Origin of the sequence: Candidatus Clostridium stratigraminis (genome assembly GCF_045310675.1) — a bacterium.
Classification (GTDB): domain Bacteria; phylum Bacillota; class Clostridia; order Clostridiales; family Clostridiaceae; genus Clostridium_AT; species Clostridium_AT stratigraminis.
Map to the genome: position 1 here is coordinate 437,243 of NZ_JBJHZZ010000001.1, position 25,919 is coordinate 463,161.

General features: G+C 34.0%; 21 protein-coding genes. 20 read left to right on the forward strand and 1 reads right to left on the reverse strand.

Annotation, left to right across the window (positions count from 1 at the left end; translation table 11 throughout):
* The 5 genes from ACJDUG_RS02155 (at position 1) to ACJDUG_RS02175 (ending at position 6,477) form a co-directional block, all read left to right on the forward strand.
* Positions 1–771, forward strand: coding sequence for a heme ABC transporter ATP-binding protein (locus tag ACJDUG_RS02155; RefSeq protein ID WP_406768232.1), 771 nt, complete (start codon positions 1–3; stop codon positions 769–771).
* 527 nt (positions 772–1,298) lie between these two features.
* On the forward strand, positions 1,299–3,590 hold the full coding sequence (gene xdhA / locus ACJDUG_RS02160) for a xanthine dehydrogenase molybdenum-binding subunit XdhA (protein ID WP_406768233.1): 2,292 nt from the start codon (positions 1,299–1,301) through the stop codon (positions 3,588–3,590).
* Between the two features lie 15 nt (positions 3,591–3,605).
* Positions 3,606–4,487, forward strand: a complete 882-nt coding sequence (xdhB, locus tag ACJDUG_RS02165) for a xanthine dehydrogenase FAD-binding subunit XdhB (protein ID WP_406768235.1) — start codon at positions 3,606–3,608, stop codon at positions 4,485–4,487.
* Positions 4,480–4,959 carry a xanthine dehydrogenase subunit XdhC gene (xdhC, locus tag ACJDUG_RS02170; RefSeq protein WP_406768236.1) on the forward strand — a complete coding sequence of 160 codons (480 nt, stop codon included), beginning with the start codon at positions 4,480–4,482 and terminating at the stop codon, positions 4,957–4,959. The genes xdhB and xdhC overlap by 8 nt, the downstream gene beginning before the upstream one ends.
* A 129-nt stretch (positions 4,960–5,088) precedes the next feature.
* Positions 5,089–6,477, forward strand: a complete 1,389-nt coding sequence (locus tag ACJDUG_RS02175; protein ID WP_406768237.1) for an aldehyde dehydrogenase — start codon at positions 5,089–5,091, stop codon at positions 6,475–6,477.
* A 93-nt stretch (positions 6,478–6,570) separates the two neighbouring features.
* On the opposite strand, the gene ACJDUG_RS02180 is transcribed toward ACJDUG_RS02175, so the two are convergent.
* Positions 6,571–7,929: a nucleobase:cation symporter-2 family protein gene (locus tag ACJDUG_RS02180; RefSeq protein WP_406768238.1), complete on the reverse strand. Its 1,359-nt coding sequence runs from the start codon at positions 7,927–7,929 to the stop codon at positions 6,571–6,573.
* A 502-nt stretch (positions 7,930–8,431) separates the two neighbouring features.
* On the opposite strand from ACJDUG_RS02180, the gene ygeW reads away from it, so the two are divergent.
* From ygeW to ACJDUG_RS02255, 15 genes are all read left to right on the forward strand, one after another.
* The gene (gene ygeW / locus ACJDUG_RS02185; RefSeq protein ID WP_406768239.1) at positions 8,432–9,628 is read left to right on the forward strand and encodes a knotted carbamoyltransferase YgeW; all 1,197 of its coding nucleotides are present in this window, start codon (positions 8,432–8,434) and stop codon (positions 9,626–9,628) included.
* A gap of 90 nt (positions 9,629–9,718) precedes the next feature.
* On the forward strand, positions 9,719–12,739 hold the full coding sequence (gene ygfK, locus ACJDUG_RS02190) for a putative selenate reductase subunit YgfK (protein WP_406768241.1): 3,021 nt from the start codon (positions 9,719–9,721) through the stop codon (positions 12,737–12,739).
* Between the two features lie 50 nt (positions 12,740–12,789).
* Positions 12,790–14,118 carry a putative aminohydrolase SsnA gene (ssnA, locus tag ACJDUG_RS02195; protein ID WP_406768242.1) on the forward strand — a complete coding sequence of 443 codons (1,329 nt, stop codon included), beginning with the start codon at positions 12,790–12,792 and terminating at the stop codon, positions 14,116–14,118.
* A 224-nt stretch (positions 14,119–14,342) separates the two neighbouring features.
* Complete coding sequence (locus ACJDUG_RS02200; protein WP_406768243.1) at positions 14,343–14,930, forward strand: TetR/AcrR family transcriptional regulator; 588 nt, start codon at positions 14,343–14,345, stop codon at positions 14,928–14,930.
* 15 nt (positions 14,931–14,945) lie between these two features.
* Entirely contained in the window at positions 14,946–15,692 is a 747-nt protein-coding gene (gene yqeC / locus ACJDUG_RS02205; RefSeq protein ID WP_406768244.1) for a selenium cofactor biosynthesis protein YqeC, read from the forward strand.
* A 43-nt stretch (positions 15,693–15,735) separates the two neighbouring features.
* Positions 15,736–16,539 carry a selenium-dependent molybdenum cofactor biosynthesis protein YqeB gene (gene yqeB / locus ACJDUG_RS02210; protein ID WP_406768245.1) on the forward strand — a complete coding sequence of 268 codons (804 nt, stop codon included), beginning with the start codon at positions 15,736–15,738 and terminating at the stop codon, positions 16,537–16,539.
* Positions 16,540–16,548: 9 nt separating this feature from the next.
* Positions 16,549–17,358 (forward strand): XdhC family protein, encoded by an 810-nt coding sequence (locus ACJDUG_RS02215; RefSeq protein WP_406768246.1) that lies wholly within the window; start codon positions 16,549–16,551, stop codon positions 17,356–17,358.
* 1 nt (position 17,359) lies between these two features.
* Entirely contained in the window at positions 17,360–17,851 is a 492-nt protein-coding gene (locus ACJDUG_RS02220; RefSeq protein ID WP_406768247.1) for a MogA/MoaB family molybdenum cofactor biosynthesis protein, read from the forward strand.
* Positions 17,852–17,906: 55 nt separating this feature from the next.
* On the forward strand, positions 17,907–18,875 hold the full coding sequence (locus tag ACJDUG_RS02225) for a molybdopterin-binding protein (protein WP_406768248.1): 969 nt from the start codon (positions 17,907–17,909) through the stop codon (positions 18,873–18,875).
* 93 nt (positions 18,876–18,968) lie between these two features.
* Positions 18,969–19,457 (forward strand): cyclic pyranopterin monophosphate synthase MoaC, encoded by a 489-nt coding sequence (gene moaC / locus ACJDUG_RS02230; RefSeq protein ID WP_406768249.1) that lies wholly within the window; start codon positions 18,969–18,971, stop codon positions 19,455–19,457.
* A 16-nt stretch (positions 19,458–19,473) separates the two neighbouring features.
* A complete protein-coding gene (moaA, locus tag ACJDUG_RS02235) occupies positions 19,474–20,442 on the forward strand; it encodes a GTP 3',8-cyclase MoaA (protein ID WP_406768686.1) in 969 nt (322 codons plus the stop codon).
* A 212-nt stretch (positions 20,443–20,654) separates the two neighbouring features.
* Positions 20,655–21,977, forward strand: coding sequence for a YgeY family selenium metabolism-linked hydrolase (locus ACJDUG_RS02240; RefSeq protein ID WP_406768250.1), 1,323 nt, complete (start codon positions 20,655–20,657; stop codon positions 21,975–21,977).
* A 95-nt stretch (positions 21,978–22,072) separates the two neighbouring features.
* On the forward strand, positions 22,073–23,311 hold the full coding sequence (gene thrC, locus ACJDUG_RS02245) for a threonine synthase (RefSeq protein WP_406768251.1): 1,239 nt from the start codon (positions 22,073–22,075) through the stop codon (positions 23,309–23,311).
* A gap of 14 nt (positions 23,312–23,325) precedes the next feature.
* Entirely contained in the window at positions 23,326–24,276 is a 951-nt protein-coding gene (arcC, locus tag ACJDUG_RS02250) for a carbamate kinase (protein ID WP_406768253.1), read from the forward strand.
* 34 nt (positions 24,277–24,310) lie between these two features.
* Positions 24,311–25,798 (forward strand): pyridoxal-phosphate dependent enzyme, encoded by a 1,488-nt coding sequence (locus ACJDUG_RS02255; protein ID WP_406768254.1) that lies wholly within the window; start codon positions 24,311–24,313, stop codon positions 25,796–25,798.
* The last annotated feature ends 121 nt before the right edge of the window (positions 25,799–25,919 follow it).

Below are 25,919 nucleotides of genomic sequence, written 5' to 3' on the forward strand. Positions count from 1 at the left end.
ATGTTAGAAGTTAAGGATTTAAGTTTTAATTTTGGTAAAGAAAATATACTTAAGCATATCTCCTTAAACATTGATAAAGGAAGCTTTTACAGTATAATAGGGCCAAATGGGTCTGGTAAAACTACCTTATTAAGAAATATAAGCAGGGTGCTGCATCCTATTAAAAATACAGTCTTCATTAATAATTCCGATATTATAAGCTTAAGACAAAAGGAAATTGCAAAGACAATGGCTGTGGTTCCGCAGAATACAAATATTGATTTTGATTTTACAGCACTTGATATTGTTATGATGGGAAGAGCAGCTCATTTAAGAAGATTTGAATCTGAAAATGAGGAAGATTTAAAAAAGGTTAAGGAAGCTATGGAAATAACAAATACCTGGAGCCTTCGAGAAAAAAATATAAATCACTTAAGCGGAGGGGAAAGGCAGAGAGTTATTGTAGCCAGAGCTATTGCTCAAGACACGGAAGTTATTCTGCTTGACGAACCAGTTTCTAATTTAGATTTATATCATCAAATAGAGGTAATGAATACTGTTAGGACTTTAGTAGAAGATAGGAAGATCATGGTAGTTGCAGTTCTTCATGACTTAAATTTGGCTTCTAATTATAGTGATCATATATTTTTAATGAGTGAGGGTAAGCTTTTTTGTGAAGGAAATTCTGAAGAGGTAATTACAGAAGAAAATATTAAGGATGTATATAAGGTTAAAGTAAGTTTAACTCAAAATCCATTTACTCAAAAACCCCATATTATTATTTGTAATTAAAAAAAGTGATACCAACATGTAAAGTACATAGCGGTGTCGCTTATTCTTTTATTTAAAAGTACCAGCATACTTTTTTAAAATATATTTTTAGATATAAATATCCTTGTGTATACTTGAATTTATTAATATCTTATGTATAGATAAAAATTTTAAGAATCAAGAGCATTTTGTAATTATTAAGCTTAAATAAAATTATAAGTAATCTTGGTTTATTAAAATTTTAAGGCAGAACATTAAGAAGTTGTTTAAATATTGACAATTTTTTTTTAATGGCATAAAATTAGATTAACTAGTTAATTAGTAGTTGGATTTTCTGAAATCAATTCAAGGCAAAACACGTAAAACCTATCAATATAGTCCACAATACCATAAGATTACAGCTTTATTTAATTGCTTAAATAGAGTATAATTTAATAAAGAATAGTCTTAATATTTTTTATTATAAAATAATTGTAATCGTTTAAGGAACACAATATTTTTTCAACATAAATATAAATTTATATAAAAATCATTTATGGGGGTGTAACATGAAATATAAAGTAATAGGCAGCAGTGTAAACAGACTTGATGCAGTAGCTAAGGTTACAGGTAAAGCAAAGTATACAGATGATTTTTTTGAAAGAGATATGCTTGTAGGAAAAGTGCTTAGAAGCCCATACGCACATGCCATTGTTAAAAACGTTGATAAAAGTAAAGCTATGGCTCTGCCTGGAGTAGAGGCTGTTATTTGGCACAAGGACTTGCCTAAGATTCAGTTTCCAACTGCGGGACATCCATATTCGTTAGATCCAGGCCATAGAGATGTTGCAGATAGATTAATACTTACAGATAAGGCTAGATTTGTTGGAGATGCTGTAGCTGCAGTAGTAGCAGTTGATGAGCTTACAGCAGAAAAGGCATTAAAACTAATAGAGGTAGATTACGAGGTTTTACCATTTGTTTTAGACCCTGAGGAGGCAATAAAGCCTGGTGCTCCAGTTATTCATGATGAGAGACCTAATAATATAGTAGCTTCCTTTGGAGCTCAATATGGCAACATGGAGGAGGATATTAAAAATTCAGAACATGTTTTTGATGGAGAATTCCAAACTTCTATTGTGCAGCATTGCCATATTGAAAATCAAAATGCCTATGCTTATGTAGATACAGATGACCGTATAGTTATTGTATCTTCTACACAAATTCCGCACATCGTAAGAAGAATAGTAGGACAGGCGCTTGGACTTCCTTGGGGAAGAATAAGAGTTATTAAACCTTATATTGGCGGTGGCTTTGGAAATAAACAGGATGTAATTATTGAACCTTTAACTGCTGCAATGACCTTAGCTGTAAACGGAAGACCCGTAAGACTAGCTTATACAAGAGAGGAAGTATTCGTAGATACAAGAACAAGACATGCTATGAAATTTAATTTGAAAACAGCAGTTTCAAAAGAAGGAAAGCTTTTAGGAATTACAGTTAAGGATATAGTAACACAAGGGGCTTACGCTTCTCACGGACATTCTATTGCTATGAGTGCTGGAAGTAAATTTAGACCATTGTATAATTTTAATTCAGTTATATTTGATCCTAAAACAATTTATACAAATTTACCAGCAGCTGGTGCTATGAGAGGTTACGGAGTTCCTCAAATATTCTTTGCGCTAGAAAGTCATATTGACGATATAGCAAGGGAATTAAAGATGGATCCTATTGATTTTAGGATGCAAAATTTAATAAGTGTAGGACACGCAGATCCGCTTACAAAAAATGTAGTACGTACCTTTGGAATACCTGAATGTATAGAAAAGGGTAAGGAATTAATCAACTGGGATGAAAAGAAGAAAAAATATAAGAATCAAAGTGGAGATAAGAGAAGAGGAATAGGTATGGCCTGCTTTAGTTACCTTTCTGGAACACACCCAGTAGGCCTTGAGCTTGCAGGCTGCAGAATAGTTATGAACCAGGACGGTTCTGTTCAACTTCAAATTGGAGCAACTGAAATAGGACAAGGAAGCGATACTGTATTTGCACAAATGACAGCAGAAGTTCTTGGAATACCAATGGATATGGTTCATGTTATAAGCAGTCAGGACACTGATATTACTCCATTTGATACAGGTGCTTATGCATCCAGACAATCCTATGTTGCAGGAGCAGCAGTTAAAAAGGCAGCCTTAGAAGTTAAGGATAAGGTACTTTCACTGGCAAAGATAAAGACAGGTATAAATAAAGAAGAACTTGATATAGTAAATGCTAATATAGTAGAAAAAACCTTAGGAAGGGTTTTATGTTCCTTAGAAGACATAGCAATGGAATCCTATTATGACAGGGTAAATGCAGCTCCTATAACAAGTGATACTTCAGAAAATGTCAGAGTTAATGCTCCAGCTTATGGAGTTTCCTTTGCTGAAGTTGAAGTAGATATGCTGACAGGTAAGATAGAGGTATTAGAAATTTATAATGTACATGATTCTGGAATCATACTAAACCCTAAGTTAGCAGAAGGTCAGGTACATGGTGGTGTTAGCATGTCCCTTGGCTACGCATTATCAGAGCAAATGATATTTGATAAGAAAACAGGGAAAAACTTAAATAATAACCTATTAGATTATAAACTTCAGACTATTTTAGACACACCAGAAATAGGGACAGCTTTTGTTGAATTAGAGGAACCAACAGGAGGTTTTGGACAAAAATCTCTAGGAGAAAATCCAACTATTTCACCTGCACCGGCTATTAGAAATGCTGTCTTAGATGCTACTGGAGTTGGCTTTAATAAACTGCCTATGAATCCACAAGCAGTATATGAAAAATTTAAAGAAGCAGGTTTACTGTAGAAAGGAGTTTTTAGAATGTATGATATAACAAATATTTTGGAACCAAAAACAATGCAGGAAGCTCTAAAAATGTTTGACAGTAATCCAAAGCTAAAAATAATAGCTGGTGGAACAGATGTGCTTATACGTATGCATCATGGGGATATGGAAGAAGTAGAGCTTTTAAGTATAAGAAACATTAGAGGCTTAAAGGACATCACCTTATTAGAAGATGGAACTATATCTATAGGGGCTATGGCATCCTTCTCTGATGTATTTAGAAGTGAAATTATAAACAAATATATACCAGTGCTTGCTGAAGCAGGAGTATCCATGGGTGGCCCGCAAATTAGAAACATGGCAACTATAGGCGGCAATATTTGTAATGGAGCTGTTTCTGCAGACAGTGCACCTACACTCTTTGCCTTAAATGCTGTCTTAAAGCTGGATAGTATTAGCGGCACAAGAATGGTTTCTATAAAGGACTTCTATGCTGGGCCAGGTAAAGTTAAGCTATTGCCAGGAGAAATGTTATCAGCCTTATTAATAACAAAAGATAATTACTGCAATATGAGTGGTAATTATATAAAATTCAGCAACAGAAAAGCAATGGATATTGCCATGCTTGGAGTGGCAGTTGTGTGCAATACTAGCGAGAATAAGTTTAATGACTTAAGGATAGCTTTAGGTGTTGCTGCACCTACACCAATTCGATGCACTGAAGCTGAGGATTATGCTAAGGGTAAGGAAATAAATGATGAAACTATTAAAGAAATAGGAAATTTAGCCTTAAAATCTTCAAACGCAAGGGATTCCTGGCGTGGTTCAAAAGACTATAGACAGCATTTAATAGTTACCTTAACACAGCGAGCTATAAAAGAATCAATTAAAAGAGCTGGAGGTAGTGTAAATGAGTGAAGCTAACATGAAGAAAATAAGTTTGATTGTAAATGATAAACCCTATTCACTTGAAATTGATATAAGAGAATCACTGTTAGAGGTATTAAGAAATAGACTTCACTTTACTGGTGTAAAGCAAGGCTGCTTAGTAGGTGAGTGTGGGGCTTGTACAGTTTTAATTGACGGAACACCAGTTAATTCTTGTTCTTATTTAGCAGTTTGGGCTGAAGGAAAGACAATTAAAACAATAGAAGGTGTTTCCTCAAAGGATGGAAAGCTAACAAAAGTTCAGCAAGCTTTTATTGATGAAGGAGCAATCCAATGCGGTTTTTGTACACCAGGCCTTGTTCTTACCACCACAGCTCTTGTGGAAAGCGGTAAGGAATATACAGATGAAGAAATAAAGAGGGAAATATCAGGGCATTTATGCAGATGTACTGGCTATCAAAAGATATTTAGTGCAGTAAAAAAGTCTCTGAAAGAAAAATAAAATAATAAAAAAGTTTAAAAAGGTTTTGTCAGTTGACAAAGCCTTTTATTATTAACAAAATAGATGATAAAAAAGATTCTATATGCTATAATCTCAAAATAATGGAGTAAGTAATTATAGAGGTGTATTATGGAAAACATAGATAGTAATAAAGTTTTAAGTATCCTAGCAGAAGATAAAGAATTCTTTGAAACTGGAGAAACAAAAAGTATAGATTTTAGAATAACACAACTAAAAAAGCTTAAATTTGTCATCAAGGATAATGAAGAATTGATTATGGAAGCATTAAAGATGGATTTAAATAAATCACAATTTGAGTCCTATGCTGCTGAAGTAGGATATTTGTATGATAGTATAAGTTATTTTATAAGAAATCTTAAAAAATGGGTAAAAGTAAAAAAGGTAAAGACCCCAATAATACATTTTGGTTCAAAAAGTTATATATATCCTGAACCCTATGGAACAGTACTCATAATAGGACCCTTTAATTATCCTTTTCAACTTTTAATGGAACCACTAGTTGGGGCAATTGCTGCAGGAAACTGCATAGTATTAAAACCCTCAGAATTTACACCAAATGTATCAAAGTTAATAGGGAAACTTATTAAAGAGAACTTCAATGAAAAATTCATTAGAGTTATTGAAGGGGGAATAGACATCACTTCTGCCCTTATTAATGCTCCTTTTGACTATATTTTTTTTACTGGTAGTGTTAAAGTTGGAAAGATTGTTATGAAGGCAGCAGCAAGAAATCTTATTCCAGTAACTTTGGAACTTGGAGGAAAAAGTCCCTGTATAGTTAATGAAGATGCTAATCTAAATGTTGCTGCTGAAAGAATAGCTTGGGGGAAATTTATGAATGTTGGGCAGACTTGCGTAGCTCCGGACTATGTTCTTGTTCATAAGAACATAAAAGAGCATTTTATCAAAAAAATAATAGAAAAAGTTAAAGACTTTTATGGTTATGATCCCATGAATAGTGAGGATTATGGAAGAATCGTTAATGAGAGCCATATGAGGAGATTAATTGACCTAATAGATATAGATAAAGTGGTCTTAGGCGGTAAATACGATATAAATGAGAGATATATGGCTCCTACTATATTAGACAATGTAACCTTAAAGGATAAGGTTATGGAGGAGGAAATATTTGGACCAATACTACCAATTATAGAATACGAAGATATTAAAGAGGCTATAAAGCTGATTAATAAAAGAGATAAGCCTCTTGCTTTATATCTTTTTACTGAGAATAAATTAATTCAGAAAACAGTTGAAGAGAATGTTTCCTATGGAGGAGGCTGTATAAATGATACTATGACTCATTTAGTAACTCCATATTTACCTTTTGGAGGAGTAGGGCCTTCAGGGGTAGGGTCATACCATGGCTATAAGAGTTTTGAAACCTTTTCACATATGAAGAGTATTCTTAAAAAGAGTACAAAGATAAATATTAATTTTATTTATCCGCCTTACAATAATGATAAGTTAAAGCTTTTAAAAAAGGCAATGAAATAGATTTAATAAAGTAAAGATATTTTTAAGAAACAGAAAACCCCATGTTATTATAAAACAATGGGGTTTGAATATATTATAATGAAGTATTATTAATTACATTATCATTCCTTCAGAATGATTTTCAGCAGGTTTTATGCTGGTATCTACTTTTTCACCGTGATTTAACCAGGCATTGAGAATTACTGCTAAAACTGATGCTGAAACTATACCGCTGCTAAAAATTGATTGGAATATTTGAGGAGTATGAGTCAATAATGTTGGAACTGCTGTAATACCAAGACCTAAGCCTATGGAACATGCAACTACTAACATATTTGAATTTTTATTAAAATCAACAACTGAAAGCATCTTAACTCCAGCTACAGCAACCATAGCAAACATTATAGTAGTAGCTCCACCAATAACTGGCTGAGGAATTATTGTAGCTAAGGCAGCAAATTTTGGAATTAATCCAAGTGCAACTAGAATTATACCAGAAGCGACTACAACAAAACGGCTAGCAACTTTACTAAGAGCTAATAAGCCTAGGTTTTGATTAAAAGTTGTATAAGGGAAGGAGTTAAATATACCACCTAAAATAGTAGCAATACCTTCTGCTCTTATTCCTTTAACAATATCTTTTTCAGTTATTTCTTTGTCACAAACTTGTCCGATTCCAAGGAAGGTTCCAGTGGATTCTATCATTACAACCAGCATAACAAAGGTCATCATAATTATTGATCCAATATTAAATTGAGGTACACCAAAGCTAAAAGGTTTTACAAAACTAATCCATTTTGCATTTGTAACTACTGAGAAATCAACCATGCCCATAAATGCTGCAACAATGGTACCTAGAATAATACCATTCAAAACAGAAATAGCTTGGAAAAATCCTTTAAAGTACTTATTTGATATTAAAACTACTATCATAACAAAAGCAGCAAGCAATAAATTTCTCATACTTCCAAAGTCTTTTGCTCCTGATCCTCCGCCAATACTTGTTACACCAACATTTATTAAGGAAAGACCAATCATGGTAACAACTGTTCCGGTTACAACAGTAGGGAAGAACTTAAGTATCTTACCATACAGTGGAGCTATAAGAATTACAATAATCGCTGCTACAATTATTGAACCATAGGCCGTTGGCATCCCAAACTTCTGTCCAATAATAATCAGTGGACCAACAGCAGCAAAAGTACAACCTAATATAGCTGGAAGTTTGATACCTATATATGGTCCAATACCGATGGCTTGAAGTAAAGTTGCTAAACCGCAGGTAAATAGGTCTGCAGCAACTAGCATTGCCAAGTGTTGAGGAGTTAAACCAACAGCTGAACCAATGATTAATGGTACTGCGACTGCACCAGCATACATTGCAAGAACGTGCTGTAATCCTAATGTAGCTAACTGTCCAATAGGCAGTACTTCATTAACTCTGTCTACTTTTTTAGCTTTTTCTTCTGACATTATAATACCCCCTAAAAATTTTTTTATTTTAACGCTTCAAGAAAATATTTTATGAAGCACTAAATTCTAAAGTAATGCAGTAAAACAAAAGTAGAATTTAAAAGTTAAATGGATAAATGATATTGTCAATCTGTTAACATTGACAGCGTTTTCAGAAAAGAATTCAAAATATACTGACTAACTGATTAGTTTAATTTTATTATAATATTTTAAATTTGTAAATATTCAAAATATAAAAATTAAAGATTTTTTGTAGAAAAAAATCTTTATATGTTTGAAAGTACAGAAAACCCCACTATTAAAGTAATATAAGTAGAATAAGGTCAAAAAAATATTTTTTATTCAGAAGTTGTTTGAATATTGACAAAGAAACGCAGTTATAATAAAATTAGATTGACTAATCAATCAAATAGTTATAAATTTCAAAATAATTTGGTTTCATAAAAATGAAATTCAAAGAAAAAAACTTTATCAAATGAATAAAAATTAAGGAGTGGGCTAAATGGAAGAAATTAAAGGCTTGATTCAAAAATTAGGAAAATTAGATCACAAGAACATGTACAATAATGACTTTTTACTTACATGGGAAAAAACAGACGATGAAATCCAATCAGTATTCACTGTAGCAGACATACTTCGTAAAATGAGGGAAAATAATATTTCTACTAAAATTTTTGACAGCGGGCTTGGAATTTCAGTTTTCCGCGATAATTCAACTAGGACAAGATTCAGCTTTGCAAGTGCTTGCAATTTATTAGGACTTGAAGTTCAAGACTTAGATGAAGGAAAATCTCAAATTGCCCACGGAGAAACAGTTCGTGAAACAGCAAACATGATTTCCTTTATGGCTGACGTAATCGGTATAAGAGATGACATGTTTATCGGAAAAGGAAATAAATATATGAGAGAAGTTTCTGAAGCTGTTAAGTCAGGAAACGAAGAAGGAGTTTTAGAACAACGTCCAACTCTTGTAAATTTACAATGTGATATAGATCATCCTACTCAAGCAATGGCTGATATGCTGCACATAATTCACCATTTTGGAGGAGTAGAAAATCTTAAAGGAAAGAAGCTTGCTATGACTTGGGCATATTCACCTTCATATGGTAAGCCACTTTCAGTTCCACAAGGTATTGTTGGACTAATGACTAGAATGGGTATGGAAGTAACACTTGCTCATCCAGAAGGTTATGATCTTATGCCGGAAGTAGAAGAAGTTGCTAGAAAAAATGCAGAACTAAGCGGTGGAAAATTTGTGAAAACAAATTCTATGGAAGAAGCATTTAAAGATGCTGATATTGTTTATCCAAAGAGCTGGGCTTCTTTCGCTGCTATGGAAAAGAGAACTAATTTGTATGGTGAAGGTAAGTTTGATGAAATAAAGGTACTTGAAAAAGAGCTTTTAGCAGAAAATGCAAAGCATAAAGAATGGGAATGTACTGAAGAAATGATGAAGCTTACAAAGGACGGTAAAGCTTTGTACATGCACTGCTTGCCAGCTGATATAACTGGCGTTAGCTGCAAAGAAGGAGAGGTTGAAGCTTCTGTATTTGATAGATATCGTACACCACTATATCAAGAAGCTGGTTATAAACCATATATTATTGCTGCAATGATGTTCTTAAGCAAGGTTAAAAATCCTGTTAATACTTTAGATGGACTTTTAAACAAAAGTACACCAAGATTTTTTCAAAAATAGACTTTAATTTGCGGAGTGTTCCAACTTAAGTTTTGGAACACTCCAAATCATATTTTTAAAATTAATCCAAATAAAACAAGGGGGTAAATTATGAGCGATAGAATGAGACCGATTTCATTTTCTAAAATGATTAATTGGGTTACAGATGAATTAAAGGCGAAAGAAACAATTTTCGGAATTCATAAAGATAAATTTTATAAAAATAATACTGGAAGCTTTATAAAGCTTTTTGGTGAAAAATTAGCTTCTCCAATTGGACCTGCTGCAGGACCGAATTCTCAACTTACACAAAACATAGTTGCGTCTTACTTAACCGGTTCACGGTTCATAGAACTTAAGACAGTACAAATCTTAGACGGAGAGGATTTGCCAGTAGCAAAGCCTTGTATACTAGCTGAGGATGAATGCTACAATGTAGAGTGGTCTACTGAATTAAGAGTACCTGAAGCCTATGATGAATATGTTAAGGCTTGGTTTTTAATTCACCTTTTAATGAAGGAACTTAATATAAGTGAAAATCGAGATTTCATGTTTAACATGAGCGTAGGCTATGATTTAGAAGGTATTAAGTCACCAAAAATTGATGCCTATATAGAAGGAATGCGTAATGCTTCCAATACTGAAATATGGAATGAATGCATGGAAGTGCTTTCTTCTAACTTAAATAAATTTAGTAATTTTACAAAAGAAGATTTAAATGGTATTTCCCCAGTAATTTGTCCATCCATTACACTTTCAACCCTGCATGGATGTCCTCCTGCTGAAATTGAAAGAATTGCAAACTATTTACTTAAAGAAAAAAATCTTCATACCTTCATAAAAATGAATCCAACACTCCTTGGAGAAAAGTTCGTTAGAGAAACCTTTGATTCAATGGGGTATGATTATATAACCTTAAATGGACATCACTTTATACATGATCTGCAGTATAATGATGCAATTGAAATGCTAAAGAGATTAAAGGTTACAGCAAAAGAGCTTGGTCTTGAAATAGGAGTGAAGCTTACAAATACTCTACCAACAAAAATAACTAATAAAGAGCTGCCTGGTGAAGAAATGTATATGTCAGGACGTTCCCTATTCCCCCTTTCAATTACTCTAGCTAGTAAATTAGCAAAGGATTTCAATGGGGATTTACAGATTTCTTACTCAGGTGGAGCTGATTTCTTTAACATAGAGAAGATACTTAATACTGGAATTCAGCCAATTACCTTTGCAACAACTATATTAAAGCCAGGTGGATATGAAAGAATAACTCAAATGGCCAATAAATTAGAATCACTTCTAAAGGGTGAGTTCAAAGGAATAGATGTTAATAAACTTGAAGCATTAGCAAAGGATGCTGCAATTAATAAGCATCATAAGAAAGAGTTAAGGCCTGTAGGAAGCAGAAAGCTTGCTTCAAAATTGCCTGTTTTTGATTGTGCTATAGCACCATGTACTATAGGCTGCCCAATAAATCAGCAAATACCAGAATATATTTCCTTAGTTGGTGCAAAAAAATATGATGAAGCATTTAACGTTATTGCAAAAGATAACACTTCACCAGCTATAACTGGTACTATTTGCGATCATAAATGTCAATTTAAATGTACAAGGCTTGATTATGATGAATCAGTTCTAATTAGGGATATGAAAAAAATAGCTGTTTTAAATGCAGAGGATAATTTTATAGATAATATTAAAATAGCTGATCTTAAGAGCGGCAAGAAGGCAGTAGTTATAGGTGCAGGTGCCGCTGGTCTAGCAGCAGCTCTTTTCCTAAGAAGAAATGGCTTAGATGTAACTGTAAAGGAAAAAAGAGAAAAGCCATATGGCATAGTAGAATATGTAATTCCGGAGTTTAGAATTCCTTCAGACATGATTAAAAAGGATTTTGAACTTGTTAAAAAGCAAGGAGTAAAGTTCGAGTTTGGAGCTGGTGAGAACTTCAATGTAGAGGAATTAAAGAAGGAATACGACTATGTTATTTTAGCAATTGGAGCATCTAAGAGAGGACAATTAAAATTAGAGGAAGGCACTGATAAGGCATTAAATGCAATAGATTTTCTAGAAAACTTCAAGGCTAACAAGGGAAATGTATCCTTAGGAAAGCATGTTTGCGTAATTGGCGGCGGAGATGTAGCAATGGACTCTTCTCGTGCAGCAAGCAGGGCACCAGGAGTTGAAAGTGTTACCATTGTTTATAGAAGAACTAAGAAGTTTATGCCAGCAGATATAGAAGAACTGGAACTAGCTGCAAATGATGGAGTTATATTTAAGGAACTTTTATCTCCTAAAGCTATAAAGGATGGTAAGTTAATCTGTGATGTTATGGCACTTGGAGAAAGAGACGCTTCAGGTAGAAGAAGCTCGGTTAAAACTGGTGAAACTGCTATATTAGACGCTGATACAGTTATTTTTGCCGTTGGTGAACAGGTAGACAGTGAGGTGCTTAGAAATAACGAAATAGAATTAGACCCTAAAGGACATGCTAAGGTTAATTCCTCCTGCGAAACAAATATCAGCAATGTATATGTTATTGGAGATATGAAAAAAGGTCCAGCAACAGTAGTCAAAGCTATAGCTGATGGTAAAGCAGCAGCAAAGGCTATTCTTTCAAAGGAATGCTTAGGTAATGACTTTGACGATAAGAATATAGAATTAAGTGAAAAATCCCTCTATGAAAAGAAGGGTATATTAAAAGATCCTGCTCATGATGAAAAAGAATCAGAAAGATGCCTTGCTTGCAATCATATTTGCGAACTTTGTGTTGATGTTTGTCCAAATAGAGCAAATATGCTTGTTCTGGTAGAAGGTAATTATTTTGAATCTGAGCATCAAATTCTGCATTTAGATGGAATGTGCAATGAGTGTGGAAACTGTGGTGTTTTCTGTCCTCATACTGGTAATCCTTATAAGGACAAAGTTACATTATTCTGGTCAGAGGAAGATTTTAAGGATAGTACAAATATAGGTTTCTTAGTTCTAGATAGAGAAAGCGGCAGCTGCTTAGTAAGAACAGAAGATGGAGCAACAGCTCATTACAGCTTTGAAAATGAAACTGAAGTATCAGAAAAGATGGCTTCTATAATTAAGAGTGTAATTTATAATTACCGCTATATACTATAGATTTGTTTATATATGGTTAAGCAATTAGTTACTTATGGGGAGGGAAAGACATGCTACTTATTGGAAATGGAAAGGTTATAACTAGAGATAACAGTAGACCAATAATAGACAACGGCTGCGTTGCTATTGATGGAAAGAAAATTATAGAAGTAGGTAATACAAAAGAGCTTAAAGAAAAATATAGTTCAGCACGCTTTATTGATGCTAAAGGTAAGCTTATTATGCCAGGCTTCATAAATGCGCATATGCATTATTACAGTACCTTTGCTAGAGGCATGGCAAATGATAGCCCAGCACCTAAAAATTTTGTGGATATATTAAAAGGACTTTGGTGGAGGCTGGATAAAGTATTAACCTTAGAAGACGTATATTACAGTGCAGCTGTTCCTATGATTGACCAAATTAAAAATGGAGTTACTACAGCAATAGATCATCATGCCAGTCCTTTTGCAATTAAAGGAAGCTTATTTAAAATTGCAGAAGCTGCAGAAACTTTTGGCATAAGAAGCAACCTTTGCTATGAAACCTCTGATAGAGATGGAGAAAAGATTTCAGAAGAAGGAATTGCTGAAAATGTAGAATTTATTAAGTACTGCAACAAGAAAGATGATGATATGATGAAGGCAATGTTCGGACTTCATGCCTCAATGACAATTTCAGATAAAACTATAGATAGATGTTTATCTGAAATAAATGGATTAAATACAGGCTTCCATGTACATTGCGCAGAGGGAATTCAGGATGTAGAAGATTCAAAGGCAAAGTATGGTAAAGGCGTTATAGAAAGATGGTATGATGCAGGGGTACTTTCAAATAAAACCATAGCAGTTCATTGTATACACATTACAGAAAAAGAAATGAATATGCTAAAAGAAAAAGATACTATGGTTGTTCATAATCCTGAATCAAATATGGGTAACGCCGTAGGAGCTTCTCCAATACTTGAGATGCATAAAAAAGGAATTTTATTAGGTCTAGGAACAGATGCCTATACTAATGATATGATGGAATCCTATAAGGTTGCAAATATAATTCACAAGCATGTTAAAGGAGACTCTACTGTAGCTTGGGCAGAGGTTCCTGATATGCTTTTCAACAATAATAGAAAAATAGTTGAGAGATTTATAGATGGAAAAGTGGGAATACTACAAGAGGGTGCATTAGCAGATGTAATTGTGGTGGATTATAACCCACCAACCCCAATAAATGAAAACAATATTAATGGTCATTTATTATTTGGTATTACTGGAAAGAATGTTGATACTACAATAGTAAATGGTAAGGTACTTATGGAAGCTAGAAAGCTTGTTAATATAGACGAAGAAAGAATTATGGCAAAAAGCCGTGAATTAGCTGCTAGAGTTTGGGAGAGATTCTAGATTTTACACTATGTCAAAACTTGTTTGCTACAATATTCTGAATTGACTAATAAAGTCTTATGTTGTATTATTTTATTAGGATATTTAAGCTCTCTGGTAAGTTTAATCACAGTCAAAATTTACAAGTTTTGGCTGTGATTAAATTAAAATTAATACATTTCTACGTCATCACCGGATAGTAAATACAATTACAGAAACTTAAATTTCTGAGGAAAGAGGCTTATATGTCTAAAGATATAGAAAAAAAAATTCTTGATGCTACCTTGGAGACAATTGCCAGGGAAAAAATTAGCGGAACAAGAATGCATTTAATTGCTGACGAAGCAAATATGAGTCAATCTAATCTACATTACTATTTTCCAACAAAAAACGATTTGATTATTGCACTTATGGATGATCTGCAAAAGAGATTTTCAAGTAAAAGAACTGAATCTATTGATGTTAAGAATAAATCCTTAAATGAAAATATTCATGGAATACTTGAGGAAAAGAAATATGATATTTTAAATAATAAAAAAGTAGATTATGCTCAGTTTGACTTTTGGGTACAGGGAACTGTAAACCCGGAAATAAGGGTTAAATTTCAAAAAACCTTTGAAGAATGGCGTGAAAACATAAAGGAAGTTTTAGAACACAATAAGGTTCCATCCACTATAGATTCTAAGAATGCTGAAATGCTGCCTTTTATAATTGTATCATTGATGATGGGGGCATCTATGCAGTATCTCATTGATGAGGGAAAGTTTGATTTGGATGAATATTTCACAGCCTGTGAAAAGTTAGTTTTAGAATTTCTTGAAAACATGGCCTAAGGCATGGTGGCTTAAATGAAATTAAGTAAGATTTTAGATATAAAAGTAAACTCTGTTATATCTATTGTTGGAGCTGGGGGTAAAAGTACTTTAATGTACACCTTAGCTCAGGAATTAAGACAAGACTATAAGTGCCTGGTTACAACAACAACTAAAATATACCTTCCATATAAAGAGCAATTTGATTATATGGCAATAGGAACTGAAGAATTTAACAAATTAAAGTATAATCCTAATAAGGGAATATATGTTTATGGAAGTTCAATTAATGATGAAAATAAACTTATTGGAGTAAATCCAGCTGAGTTAGAAATAGATATACCTAATTTTCAATACTTATTGATAGAAGCAGATGGTTCTAAAAGAAAGCCAATTAAGGGCTGGAATAGCACTGAGCCAGTTATGCTTAGCGCAACTACTAATACAATTGGAGTAATAAGTATTGAAGCCATAGGGAATAAAGTAAATAAAGATAACGTATTCCGAGTTAAGGAGTTTCTAAATATTACTAATACATCTGAAAACGATACTATTACTGAAGCTAATATTGTTTCATTAATATTTCATAAATATGGGCTATTTAAAAACTCTACTGGTGAAAAGATTCTATTTATAAATAAAGTAGAAAATGAAGAGCAGCTGATTGAATCTGAAAAACTGATAGATAGAATTCTTAGGGAAAATATGAAACACTTTATATTAGATAAAATTATAGTTGGAAGCTTGTTAGAAAAAAAGTACAAATTATTTAATGTAAAATAACAAAATAAAATATATTCTTAACAGTTAAGGTGATGAGTAGGGTATGATAAAGGACTGTGTAATAGTTAGGGGCGGCGGAGATATTGCAACTGGTACTATTCAAAAACTTTATAGAGGCGGCTTTAAAGTACTTATTTTAGAAACAATAAATCCGACTTCTATAAGAAGGACAGTATGCTTTAGTGAAGCAGTTTATGATGGACAATCTACCGTTGAAGGAATAAAAGCCGTACTTGTTCAAAACCAGGAGGAAATTCTTAGGGCTTGGGAAAATAAATTTATTCCCTTGGTAATTGATGAAAAAGGTATATATATAGATACAATTAAGCCTGAAATAGTGGTGGATGCAATACTTGCTAAGAAAAATTTAGGAACCAATAAAGCAATGGCACCTATAACAATTGCATTAGGACCTGGGTTTTATGCTGGTAAAGATGTAGATATTGTAATAGAGACCATGAGAGGACATAACCTAGGAAGACTGATTTTTGAAGGTCTGGCAATAGAAAATACTGGAGTACCAGGAGAAATTGGCGGGCATTCCAAGGAAAGGGTAATTCATAGTAAAGAATCAGGAATAATTAAAAATATTAAAGCTATTGGTAATGTAGTTAAGGCTAATGAAACTATAGCATATATTGGTGATACAGAGGTAAAGGCAACCATAGATGGAGTACTAAGGGGTCTTATAAGAGATGGAAGCTGCGTAAACAAGGGTTTAAAAATAGCAGACATAGACCCTAGACTTGCTGAACTTGATAATTACAATACAATTTCTGATAAAGCAAGAAACATTGGCGGTGGAGTACTAGAGGCAATATTACTTCTTAAAAATCAGAAGCTTTAGGAGGTTAACATGGAAGAAAAAATACTATTAGCGATTTATGAAAGTCTTAAAAGGGCAGAAGCTGTTGCTATGGCTGTAATTACTAATGATAATGGTTCAACTCCAAGAGGTAATGGTTCAATTATGGCTATTTGGAAGGACGGCAGAACCTTAGGTTCCATAGGCGGAGGAAAAGTTGAATTTCTAGTAACTGAGAAAGCTATAGAATGTATTGAAAAGAAACAGGATTTTAATTTTGAATATAAGCTAAATGATCAAGGTGGACTAGGTATGAAATGCGGCGGAGAAGTAAAAGGATATATTAGAGTATTTGCTCCAAAGTCTAAACTTCTAATTGCAGGGGCAGGACATATTTCTGAAAAATTAAATAAAATAGCAAAAGAACTTGATTTTTATACAGTTATTATAGATAACAGAAAAGAATATGCCAATAAAGAGAGATTTAAGGAAGCTGATGAGATAATAGTAGGGGATATAGGTAAAGCTGTTGAAGAATATAACATTAATAATAATACCTATGTAGTAATAGTTACAAGCGGTTATTCTCAGGATAAAAATGCATTAAAGGCTTCTGCTTTAACTGATGCAGTTTATATAGGTATGATAGGCAGTACAATGAAGATTAAAACTGTTATGAAAGAGCTATTAGAAGAAGGACTCCCAGAGGAGAGGCTTAAAAGAGTTTATGCTCCAATGGGCCTAGATGTATCTTCAAATTTACCAGGAGAAATTGCATTAGGTATTTTAAGTGAAATATTGTTAATAAAAAATAACGGTTCATTAAGTCATAGAAGAGATCTAAAGAAAGTGTGGGGTTAATATGTTCACTGTAGGAATAATTACTGCAAGTGATAAAGGTTCTAAAGGCGAAAGAGAAGATATAAGTGGTAAGATTATTAAGGAATATGTTGAAAAACTAAATTACCAGGTTGTAAGATATGTTGTTTTACCTGATAACCAGAAAGAACTTGAATGTGAAATGAAATATATGGCTGATGAGCTTAATATTAATCTAATTCTTACAACAGGGGGTACAGGATTTAGCTTAAGAGATGTTACACCCGAAGCTACAAAAAATGTTATTACAAGAGAAGCAAATGGTATAGCAGAAGCTATTAGATATTATAGCCTACAAATAACACCAAGAGCAATGCTTTCTAGAGCCGTTTCTGGTATAAGAGGTCAGAGCTTAATTATAAATATGCCAGGTAGTCCTAAGGCTGTTAAAGAAGCCTTAGAATTCATACTTCAAACTGTAGAACATGGATTAGAAATACTTTTAGGAAAAGCTTCTGAATGTGCAAGAAAATAAATTCAATTAGTAAGACTCATAAAGAGTATTTTAAGCAACATGGAGGCATGAACTTATGAAAATTATAAAGGTTCAAGATGCTGTAGGATCAATTCTCTGCCATGATATAACTAAAATAGTTCCAGGAGAATTTAAGGGAGTAGCCTTTAAAAAGGGCCATATAATTAAAGAGGAAGATATTCCTGTACTTTTATCTCTTGGCAAGGAGCATCTATATGTGTGGGAAGAAGATGAAAGATTGCTGCATGAAAATGAAGCAGCTGAAAGACTAAGGGATTTAACAGCTGGAGAAAATCTATACTTTGGTGACATAAAAGAGGGGAAAATTGAGTACTTTGCTTCTTGCAATGGACTTTTGAAAATAGATATTGAAAACTTACTTAAATTAAACTCCTTAGGGGAAATAATATTATCTACAGCATTAAATAATACTGTAGTGAAAGAAGGCAGCAAGGTGGCTGCCACTAAGATAGTACCACTTACGATTGATAAGGAAAAAATAGAAAAAGTTGAAGAAATTATTAAAAATAAAATAGTTAAGGTTATACCGACTTACAGTAAAAAAGTAGCAATTATAACTACGGGAAGTGAAGTATATAAAGGAAGAATTAAAGATGCTTTTGGACCTGTGCTAACTGATAAGTTTAAGGAATATGGCTGTGAGGTTTTAGGTCAAAGCATTCTTCCAGATGACTTAAATGAAATTCAGGCAGCTATAAACCTATGGATTGATAAAGGTGCGGAAATAGTGCTTTGTACAGGGGGTATGTCTGTAGATGCAGATGATTTAACACCTAAGGCTATCAAAGCTACTGGAGCTAAGATCATAACCTATGGAACCCCGGTGCTTCCTGGTGCAATGCTTCTCTTAGCATATAAAGAAAATATTCCTATACTTGGTCTTCCGGGGGCAGTTATATATTCTAAAAAAACTGTTTTTGATTTGCTGCTGCCAAGGCTGCTTGCTAATGAAAAACTTGATTATATTGATATAGCCACTTATGGACACGGTGGACTGTTATAAACTGAAGTAACCGTTTTAGTTAGTAGTTGAATATAGGAGCTAGGCAATTTATAGTTATTCAGTGCATAATAAGAAGTATAAGGTGGTATAAGAATGGGAAACGTTTTAAGCCATATTGATGAAAATGGAAAAGCAAAAATGGTAGATGTAAGCAATAAAAATGATACAAATAGAACTGCAGTAGCCTGCGGAAAAGTAAAAATGAAAAAAAACACATTACAATTAATCATGGATGGAAAAGTGGAAAAGGGTGATGTACTGGTGGCAGCAAGAATCGCTGGTATAATGGGCAGTAAAAGGACTTCAGAATTAATTCCAATGTGCCACCCATTAATGATAAATAGCTGCAGCGTAACTTTTAATATAGATAATAAGGAAAATGCCATTTTAATTGAAGCCACCGTTAATACTACTGGTAAGACCGGAGTGGAAATGGAAGCCTTAACAGCAGTATCTATTGCCGCACTTACAATTTATGATATGTGCAAAGCCGTGGATAAGGCCATGATAATAGAAGACATTCACTTATTAAAAAAAACAGGCGGGAAAAGCGGAGACTTTACTTTTAATAATAATCTTTAAGGGGGAGAGCATCATAATTGATAAATGGGGTAGACAAATTGATTACTTAAGAATTTCAGTTACAGACAGATGTAATTTAAGATGTACATACTGCATGCCAAAAGACGGTATTAAATGTACCCCGAAAGAGGAAATATTAACTTTTGAAGAAATGTTTAGGATATCTAAGATTGCTTCTGAAATTGGCATTTCTAAAATTAGAATTACTGGAGGAGAACCACTCGTAAGGGAAGGCATAATAGATTTTATAAGCAAGCTAAAGTCCTTACCCAAAATAAAGGAAGTATGTATTACTACTAATGGTATCTATTTAGAAGAATATCTTGAGGATTTAATAGCTGCAGGTTTAGATAGAGTAAATATAAGTCTTGACACTATGAAAGAGGATGTATTTAAAGCTATTACTATAAATGGTGATTTAAATAAAGTTTTAAGAGGCATAGAAAAAAGCCTTCATTTGGGCTTAAAGGTTAAGCTTAATACTGTTATAATACCGGGGATTAATGACTCAGAGATAATGGACTTCGTAAGATTTACTGAAGAGAAGCCTTTGGATGTAAGATTTATAGAACTTATGCCTATAGGCGAAGGTAAAAAATATGCCACAATTAAAACAGATGAAATACGAGACATAATAACTCAAAATAGGACTTTAGTACCCTGTGGTGCCCAAAGTAAACTAGATGGCCCTGCAGCTTACTATAAAACAGAAAAAGGTATAGGCAGAATTGGTTTTATAAGTGCTATGAGTCATTCTTTCTGTCAAGAATGTAACAGAATAAGACTTACCTCTCAAGGATTTTTTAAGCAGTGCTTGTTCTTAAATTCTGGGAAGGATCTTAAAAAGCTAATTCGAAATGGAATTACTGATGTCGAATTAAAAACTATTATGGAAGACATTATCATGAGAAAGCCGCTTAATCATGATTTATTTGATGATAACGTTACTAATGATTCAAAATTTATGAACGAGATCGGAGGTTAATGAAATAGTAAAATTCAAGTAATTATTTTATATACCTTAAGGGAGGTGATGCGAAAAAGCAGCAAGGATTCTTATAAATAAGCTAAATTAAATAACTTAGAAAACCAAATAATCAAAATGATATAATTACTAATTAATTTTGTCATTTTGATAAAAAAAGCAACAGATTTGATTGATTAGTTAGTATAATAATAAAATTGGAGGATTTAAAAATGGCACTAAATATAAACAATAAGGAAATATTAAAAGCAGCTGAAAGCTACAAACCAGCGATGACTAAATTTTTGAGAGACTTAATTGCAATTCCAGGGGAAAGCTGCGGAGAAGAAGGAGTTATAAAAAGAATTGAAGCTGAAATGAAGGCTGTAGGTTTCGATAAAGTTGTAATTGATCCGCAGGGAAACGTACTTGGTTACATGGGAACTGGAGAAACATTAATTGGATTTGATGCACATATAGATACTGTAGGTATCGGAAACAGAGCTAACTGGAACTTTGATCCATATGAAGGCTATGAAAATGATATAGAAATAGGTGGAAGAGGAGGATCAGATCAGTTAGGCGGAATAGTTTCATCTGTATATGGTGCTAAAATAATGAAAGACTTAAATCTCTTAAGTGATAAATATACAGCATTAGTAGTAGGATCTGTACAAGAAGAAGATTGTGATGGAAACTGCTGGTTATATATAATCAATGAAGATAAGGTAAGACCTGAATTTGTTGTAAGTACAGAGCCAACTGACGGTGGTATATACAGAGGACACAGAGGAAGAATGGAAATCCGTGTTGATGTTAAGGGAGTTTCCTGCCACGGTTCAGCTCCTGAAAGAGGAGACAATGCAATCTACAAAATGGCTGAAATATTACAAAATGTAAGAGACCTTAATACAAATGATGCAGCTGATGCTACAGAAATAAAGGGCCTCGTAAAAATGTTAGAAGAAAAGTATAACCCTCAGTATAAAGAGGCTAGATTCTTAGGAAGAGGAACATGTGCAACTTCAGAAATCTTCTTTACTTCACCTAGCCGCTGTGCAGTTGCCGACTCTTGCTCAATTTCAATAGACCGTCGTATGACAGCAGGAGAAACTTGGGAAAGCTGCTTAGATGAAATTCGTGCACTTCCAGCTGTTAAAAAATACGGTGCAATAGTTAGCATGTACGAATATGAAAGACCAAGCTGGACAGGCCTTTCCTATCCACAAGAATGCTACTTCCCAACATGGGTTATTCCAGAAGATCATGCAGTTGTAAAAGCAATGGAAGAGTCATATAAGGGAATGTACGGTGAAGTAAGAAGCGGTGCACCTGCTCAGGATGCAATGAGAAAAGCTCGTCCACTTACTGATAAATGGACTTTCTCAACAAACGGTGTTGCCATAATGGGACGTAACGGAATACCATGTATAGGTTTTGGACCTGGTGCAGAAGCTCAGGCACATGCTCCAAATGAAATAACTTGGAAAGAAGACCTAGTTAAATGTGCTGCTGTATATGCTGCACTGCCAACAATATACACTGCAAATAAGTAATACATCATGTGGCAGGGTGACGTTTCTTGTGGCACATATATGTGGCACAAGGACGTTTCAAGCGGCCTATAAATATTAAAAAAGGAGGTTAAAAGGTGGAAAAAATTAAACATCTTAAATGTTCAAAATGTGGGGCTACCTTTGGAGAAGAGGTTATGTATCATTGCCCTCACTGTGGTACTGAAGGCACCCTTGATGTTATTTTCGATATACCTAAGGTGAAGAAAACCTTAACTAGAGAATATCTTAGAGATAATAAAGATCCTAATGTATGGAGATATTTGCCTATTCTCCCGCTAGAAGGATTAAGCGGTGCTGCTCCATTACAAATAGGTTCAACACCCTTATATAAATCAAAAAGATTAGAAGAACTATTAAATATAAAAAATGTGTATGTGAAGGATGAAGGCAGAAACCCTACTGCATCCTTTAAGGATAGAGCCTCAGCAATTGGCGTTGCAAAGGCTATTGAGCTTAAAAAAGATGTAATTTGTGCAGCTTCTACTGGAAATGCAGCTTCTTCTGTTTCAGGCTTCGCAGCCTGCATGGGTATAGAAAACTATATATTTGTACCTAAGACCATACCTGAAGGAAAGCTTGCTCAACTATTAGTATTTGGAAGTAAAGTAATACTTGTGGATGGAGACTATGATACAGCCTTTGATTTTTGCCTAAAGGCAGTAGACCATTTTGGCTGGTACAATAGAAGCTGTGCTATTAATCCTTATTTAGTTGACGGTAAAAAGACAGCTGCCTTTGAAATCTGTGAACAATTGGATTTCAAGGTGCCAGATAAGGTAATAATGTCAGTAGGTGACGGCTGCTCTATCTCCGGAGTTTGGAAGGGCTTTAAAGAGTTTTATGAACTAGGGATCATAGACAAGCTTCCTGTAATGGTTTCCGTACAGGCAGAGGGCTCTAATCCGGTTAATAGAACCTATAGAAGAAATTCAAGGAATTTTGATTATATTCCGCCGGTAACTATTGCAGACAGTATTTCTGTAGGTATACCAAGAAATGGTTATAAGGCATTAAATGCCTTAAAGGAAAGCAATGGAATAACTGTTGATGTTAGTGATGCTGAAATATTAAATGCTATGACGGTGCTTGCAAGACATACAGGTGTATTTGGAGAACCAGCTGGAGTTACAGCTTTTGCAGGTCTCTTGAAGCTAGCTAAAGAAGGCGCAATAGGAAAGGATGAAAGTGTAGCTTTTGTTGTTTCTGGAAGCGGCTTAAAGGATGTAAGATCAGCACAAAAAGCTGTAAATAGACCTGAGGAAATAAAACCAGATTTAGACGTGCTAATAAATTACTTAAACAAGCAGAAGTAATGGAGGAATTTAAAATGGGAAAATCAAAGTTAGTTGTTGCTCTAGGTGGAAATGCTCTTCAAGAAGCAGGAACTCCTGCAACAGCTGAAGCACAATTAGACGTAGTAAAAAAGACTTCAGATTATCTCGCTGAACTAAGCTGCAGAGGCTATGAGTTAGCAGTAGTTCACGGTAACGGGCCACAAGTTGGAAGAATAGTACTTGCTTTAGAAGCTGCAGCAAATGTTACACCAGCTATGCCTTTTGATGTTTGCGGTGCAATGAGTCAAGGCTATATAGGCTATCATATTCAACAAGGCTTAAGAGAAGCCTTAGCTAAAAGAGGCAAAAAGGTTCCTGTAGTAACTCTAGTAACACAGGTAGTTGTTGATAAAAATGATACAGCCTTCAATAATCCTACAAAGCCAATAGGAGCTTTCTACAGTGAAGAAGAAGCTAGAAAACTTGAGGCTGAAAAAGGCTATGTTATGAAGGAAGATGCAGGAAGAGGCTGGAGAAGAGTTGTAGCATCTCCTATGCCAAAGAGAATAGTTGAACTTCAATCTGTTAAAGAATTATGGGATACAACTATTTGTGTAACTGCAGGCGGCGGCGGTATTCCAGTTATAGAAAAAGAAGATGGCTCCTTTGAGGGAGTTGCTGCTGTAATTGATAAGGATCTTGCTGCTGAAAGGTTAGCTGAGGATGTTGATGCAGACGTGCTTATGATATTAACAGAAGTAGAAAAGGTATCACTTAATTTTAAGAAGCCTAATCAATTAGACCTTGAACACATTACAGTTAAGGAAGCAGAAAAGTACATTGAAGAAGGGCACTTTGCACCTGGTTCAATGCTTCCTAAAGTAAAAGCTGCAGTTATGTTTGCTAAGGCAAATCCAAAGCATAAGGCAATAATAACTTCACTTTACAATGCAGTGGATGCATTAGAAGGTAAGACTGGAACAGTTATAACTTTAGATAAATAATATTATTTAATAAATATAAAGGGGTGGTTTTTAAGTGCATAACTTAATAGATTTAAAAATCAATGAGGAACAACTTAATAAAACCGTAGAAAGTATTAAAGAGAGGAATATTGTTATTCCTACTTTAGCACAAATGAAGGATCCTAATAAGATTCCTGAAAAAGTAAAAGAAAAATTAAAGCATACTGGCTTAATGGATATCGATCCTATTAATTTGTTCAGAATATCCTGGAAGAATGAAGCTGTAAAAGAAGGAGGTCTATACAACGAACTGCCAAACTATGTTGAAATTCCTTCTGAAATAACAGGGGTAAAGGCTAGAATTTTTGCAATGGCTGGTAAGTTCTTCCCTATTGGGGCACATAAAGTTGGAGCAAGCTTTGCTTGTTTAGTACCTAGACTTGTAACTGGCCAATTTGATCCAAAATATCATGAAGCTGTATGGCCTTCAACAGGCAACTACTGCCGTGGTGGTGCTTACAATTCAACATTACTAGGCTGCAAATCTATAGCTATATTACCTGAAAACATGAGTAAGGAACGTTTTGAATGGCTTAGCAAGGTAGCTGGTGAAGTTATAGCAACTCCAGGCTGTGAAAGTAATGTAAAAGAAATATATGATAAAACTTGGGAACTTAGAAGAACTAGAGATAATGTAGTTATATTCAACCAATTTGGAGAGCTAGGAAACCACTTATGGCATTATGAAGTTACAGGTAATGCCATGAATGAAATATTCAAGGCTGAAGCTGGTCCTAATGGAAAGGTAGCAGGTGTATGCTTAACTTCTGGTTCTGGAGGAACATTAGGAAGCGCTGATTTCATTAAGGATCAGTATCCAAATGCTAAATTTGCGGTAGGAGAAGCTCTTCAATGTCCAACACTTCTTAGCAACGGTTTTGGAGATCATAGAATAGAAGGAATAGGTGATAAGCATGTTCCTTGGATTCACAATGTAAGAAATACAGATATGGTTATTGCAATCGATGATAATGATGCATTAGGTATGTTTAGACTATTTAATGAGCCAGCTGGACAGGAATACTTAAGAAAACTTGGTATTTCTGAAGAAGTTATTGAAAAGCTATCATGGGTTGGAATCTCAGGTGCAGCTAATATTATTTCCTGTATTAAGTTTGCAAAATACTATGAGTTAACAGAAAATGATATGGTAATGACAGTTCTTACTGACTCTGCAGAAATGTACAAGTCAAGGCTTGAAGAAATGGAAGCAGAAAGAGGCAGAAAGTATGAAATGCTTGATGCAGCTATAGATCATAATAGAAATGTTCTAGGAGTAAGAACAGACAGTATGGAAGAACTTACTTATCAAAGTAAAAAGCGTATTCATAATCTTAAGTATTATACTTGGATTGAGCAGCAGATGTATGATTTAGACGAATTAAATGCTCAGTGGTATGATTATGACAATTATTGGGGTAAGCTTCATACAATGGGACCAGAGTTAGATAAGCTTATTGAAGAATTCAATGAAAAAACTGGACTCACGAAAGATCTTTAAAATGTAACAATGTGCAAAGGCATTGCAAAGGGAAGTTTATTCAGTACACATAAATAATAAATGATTAACAATTTATAAAAATTAAATGTAATAATGATAAGGGATAAATGAAATCCAATTA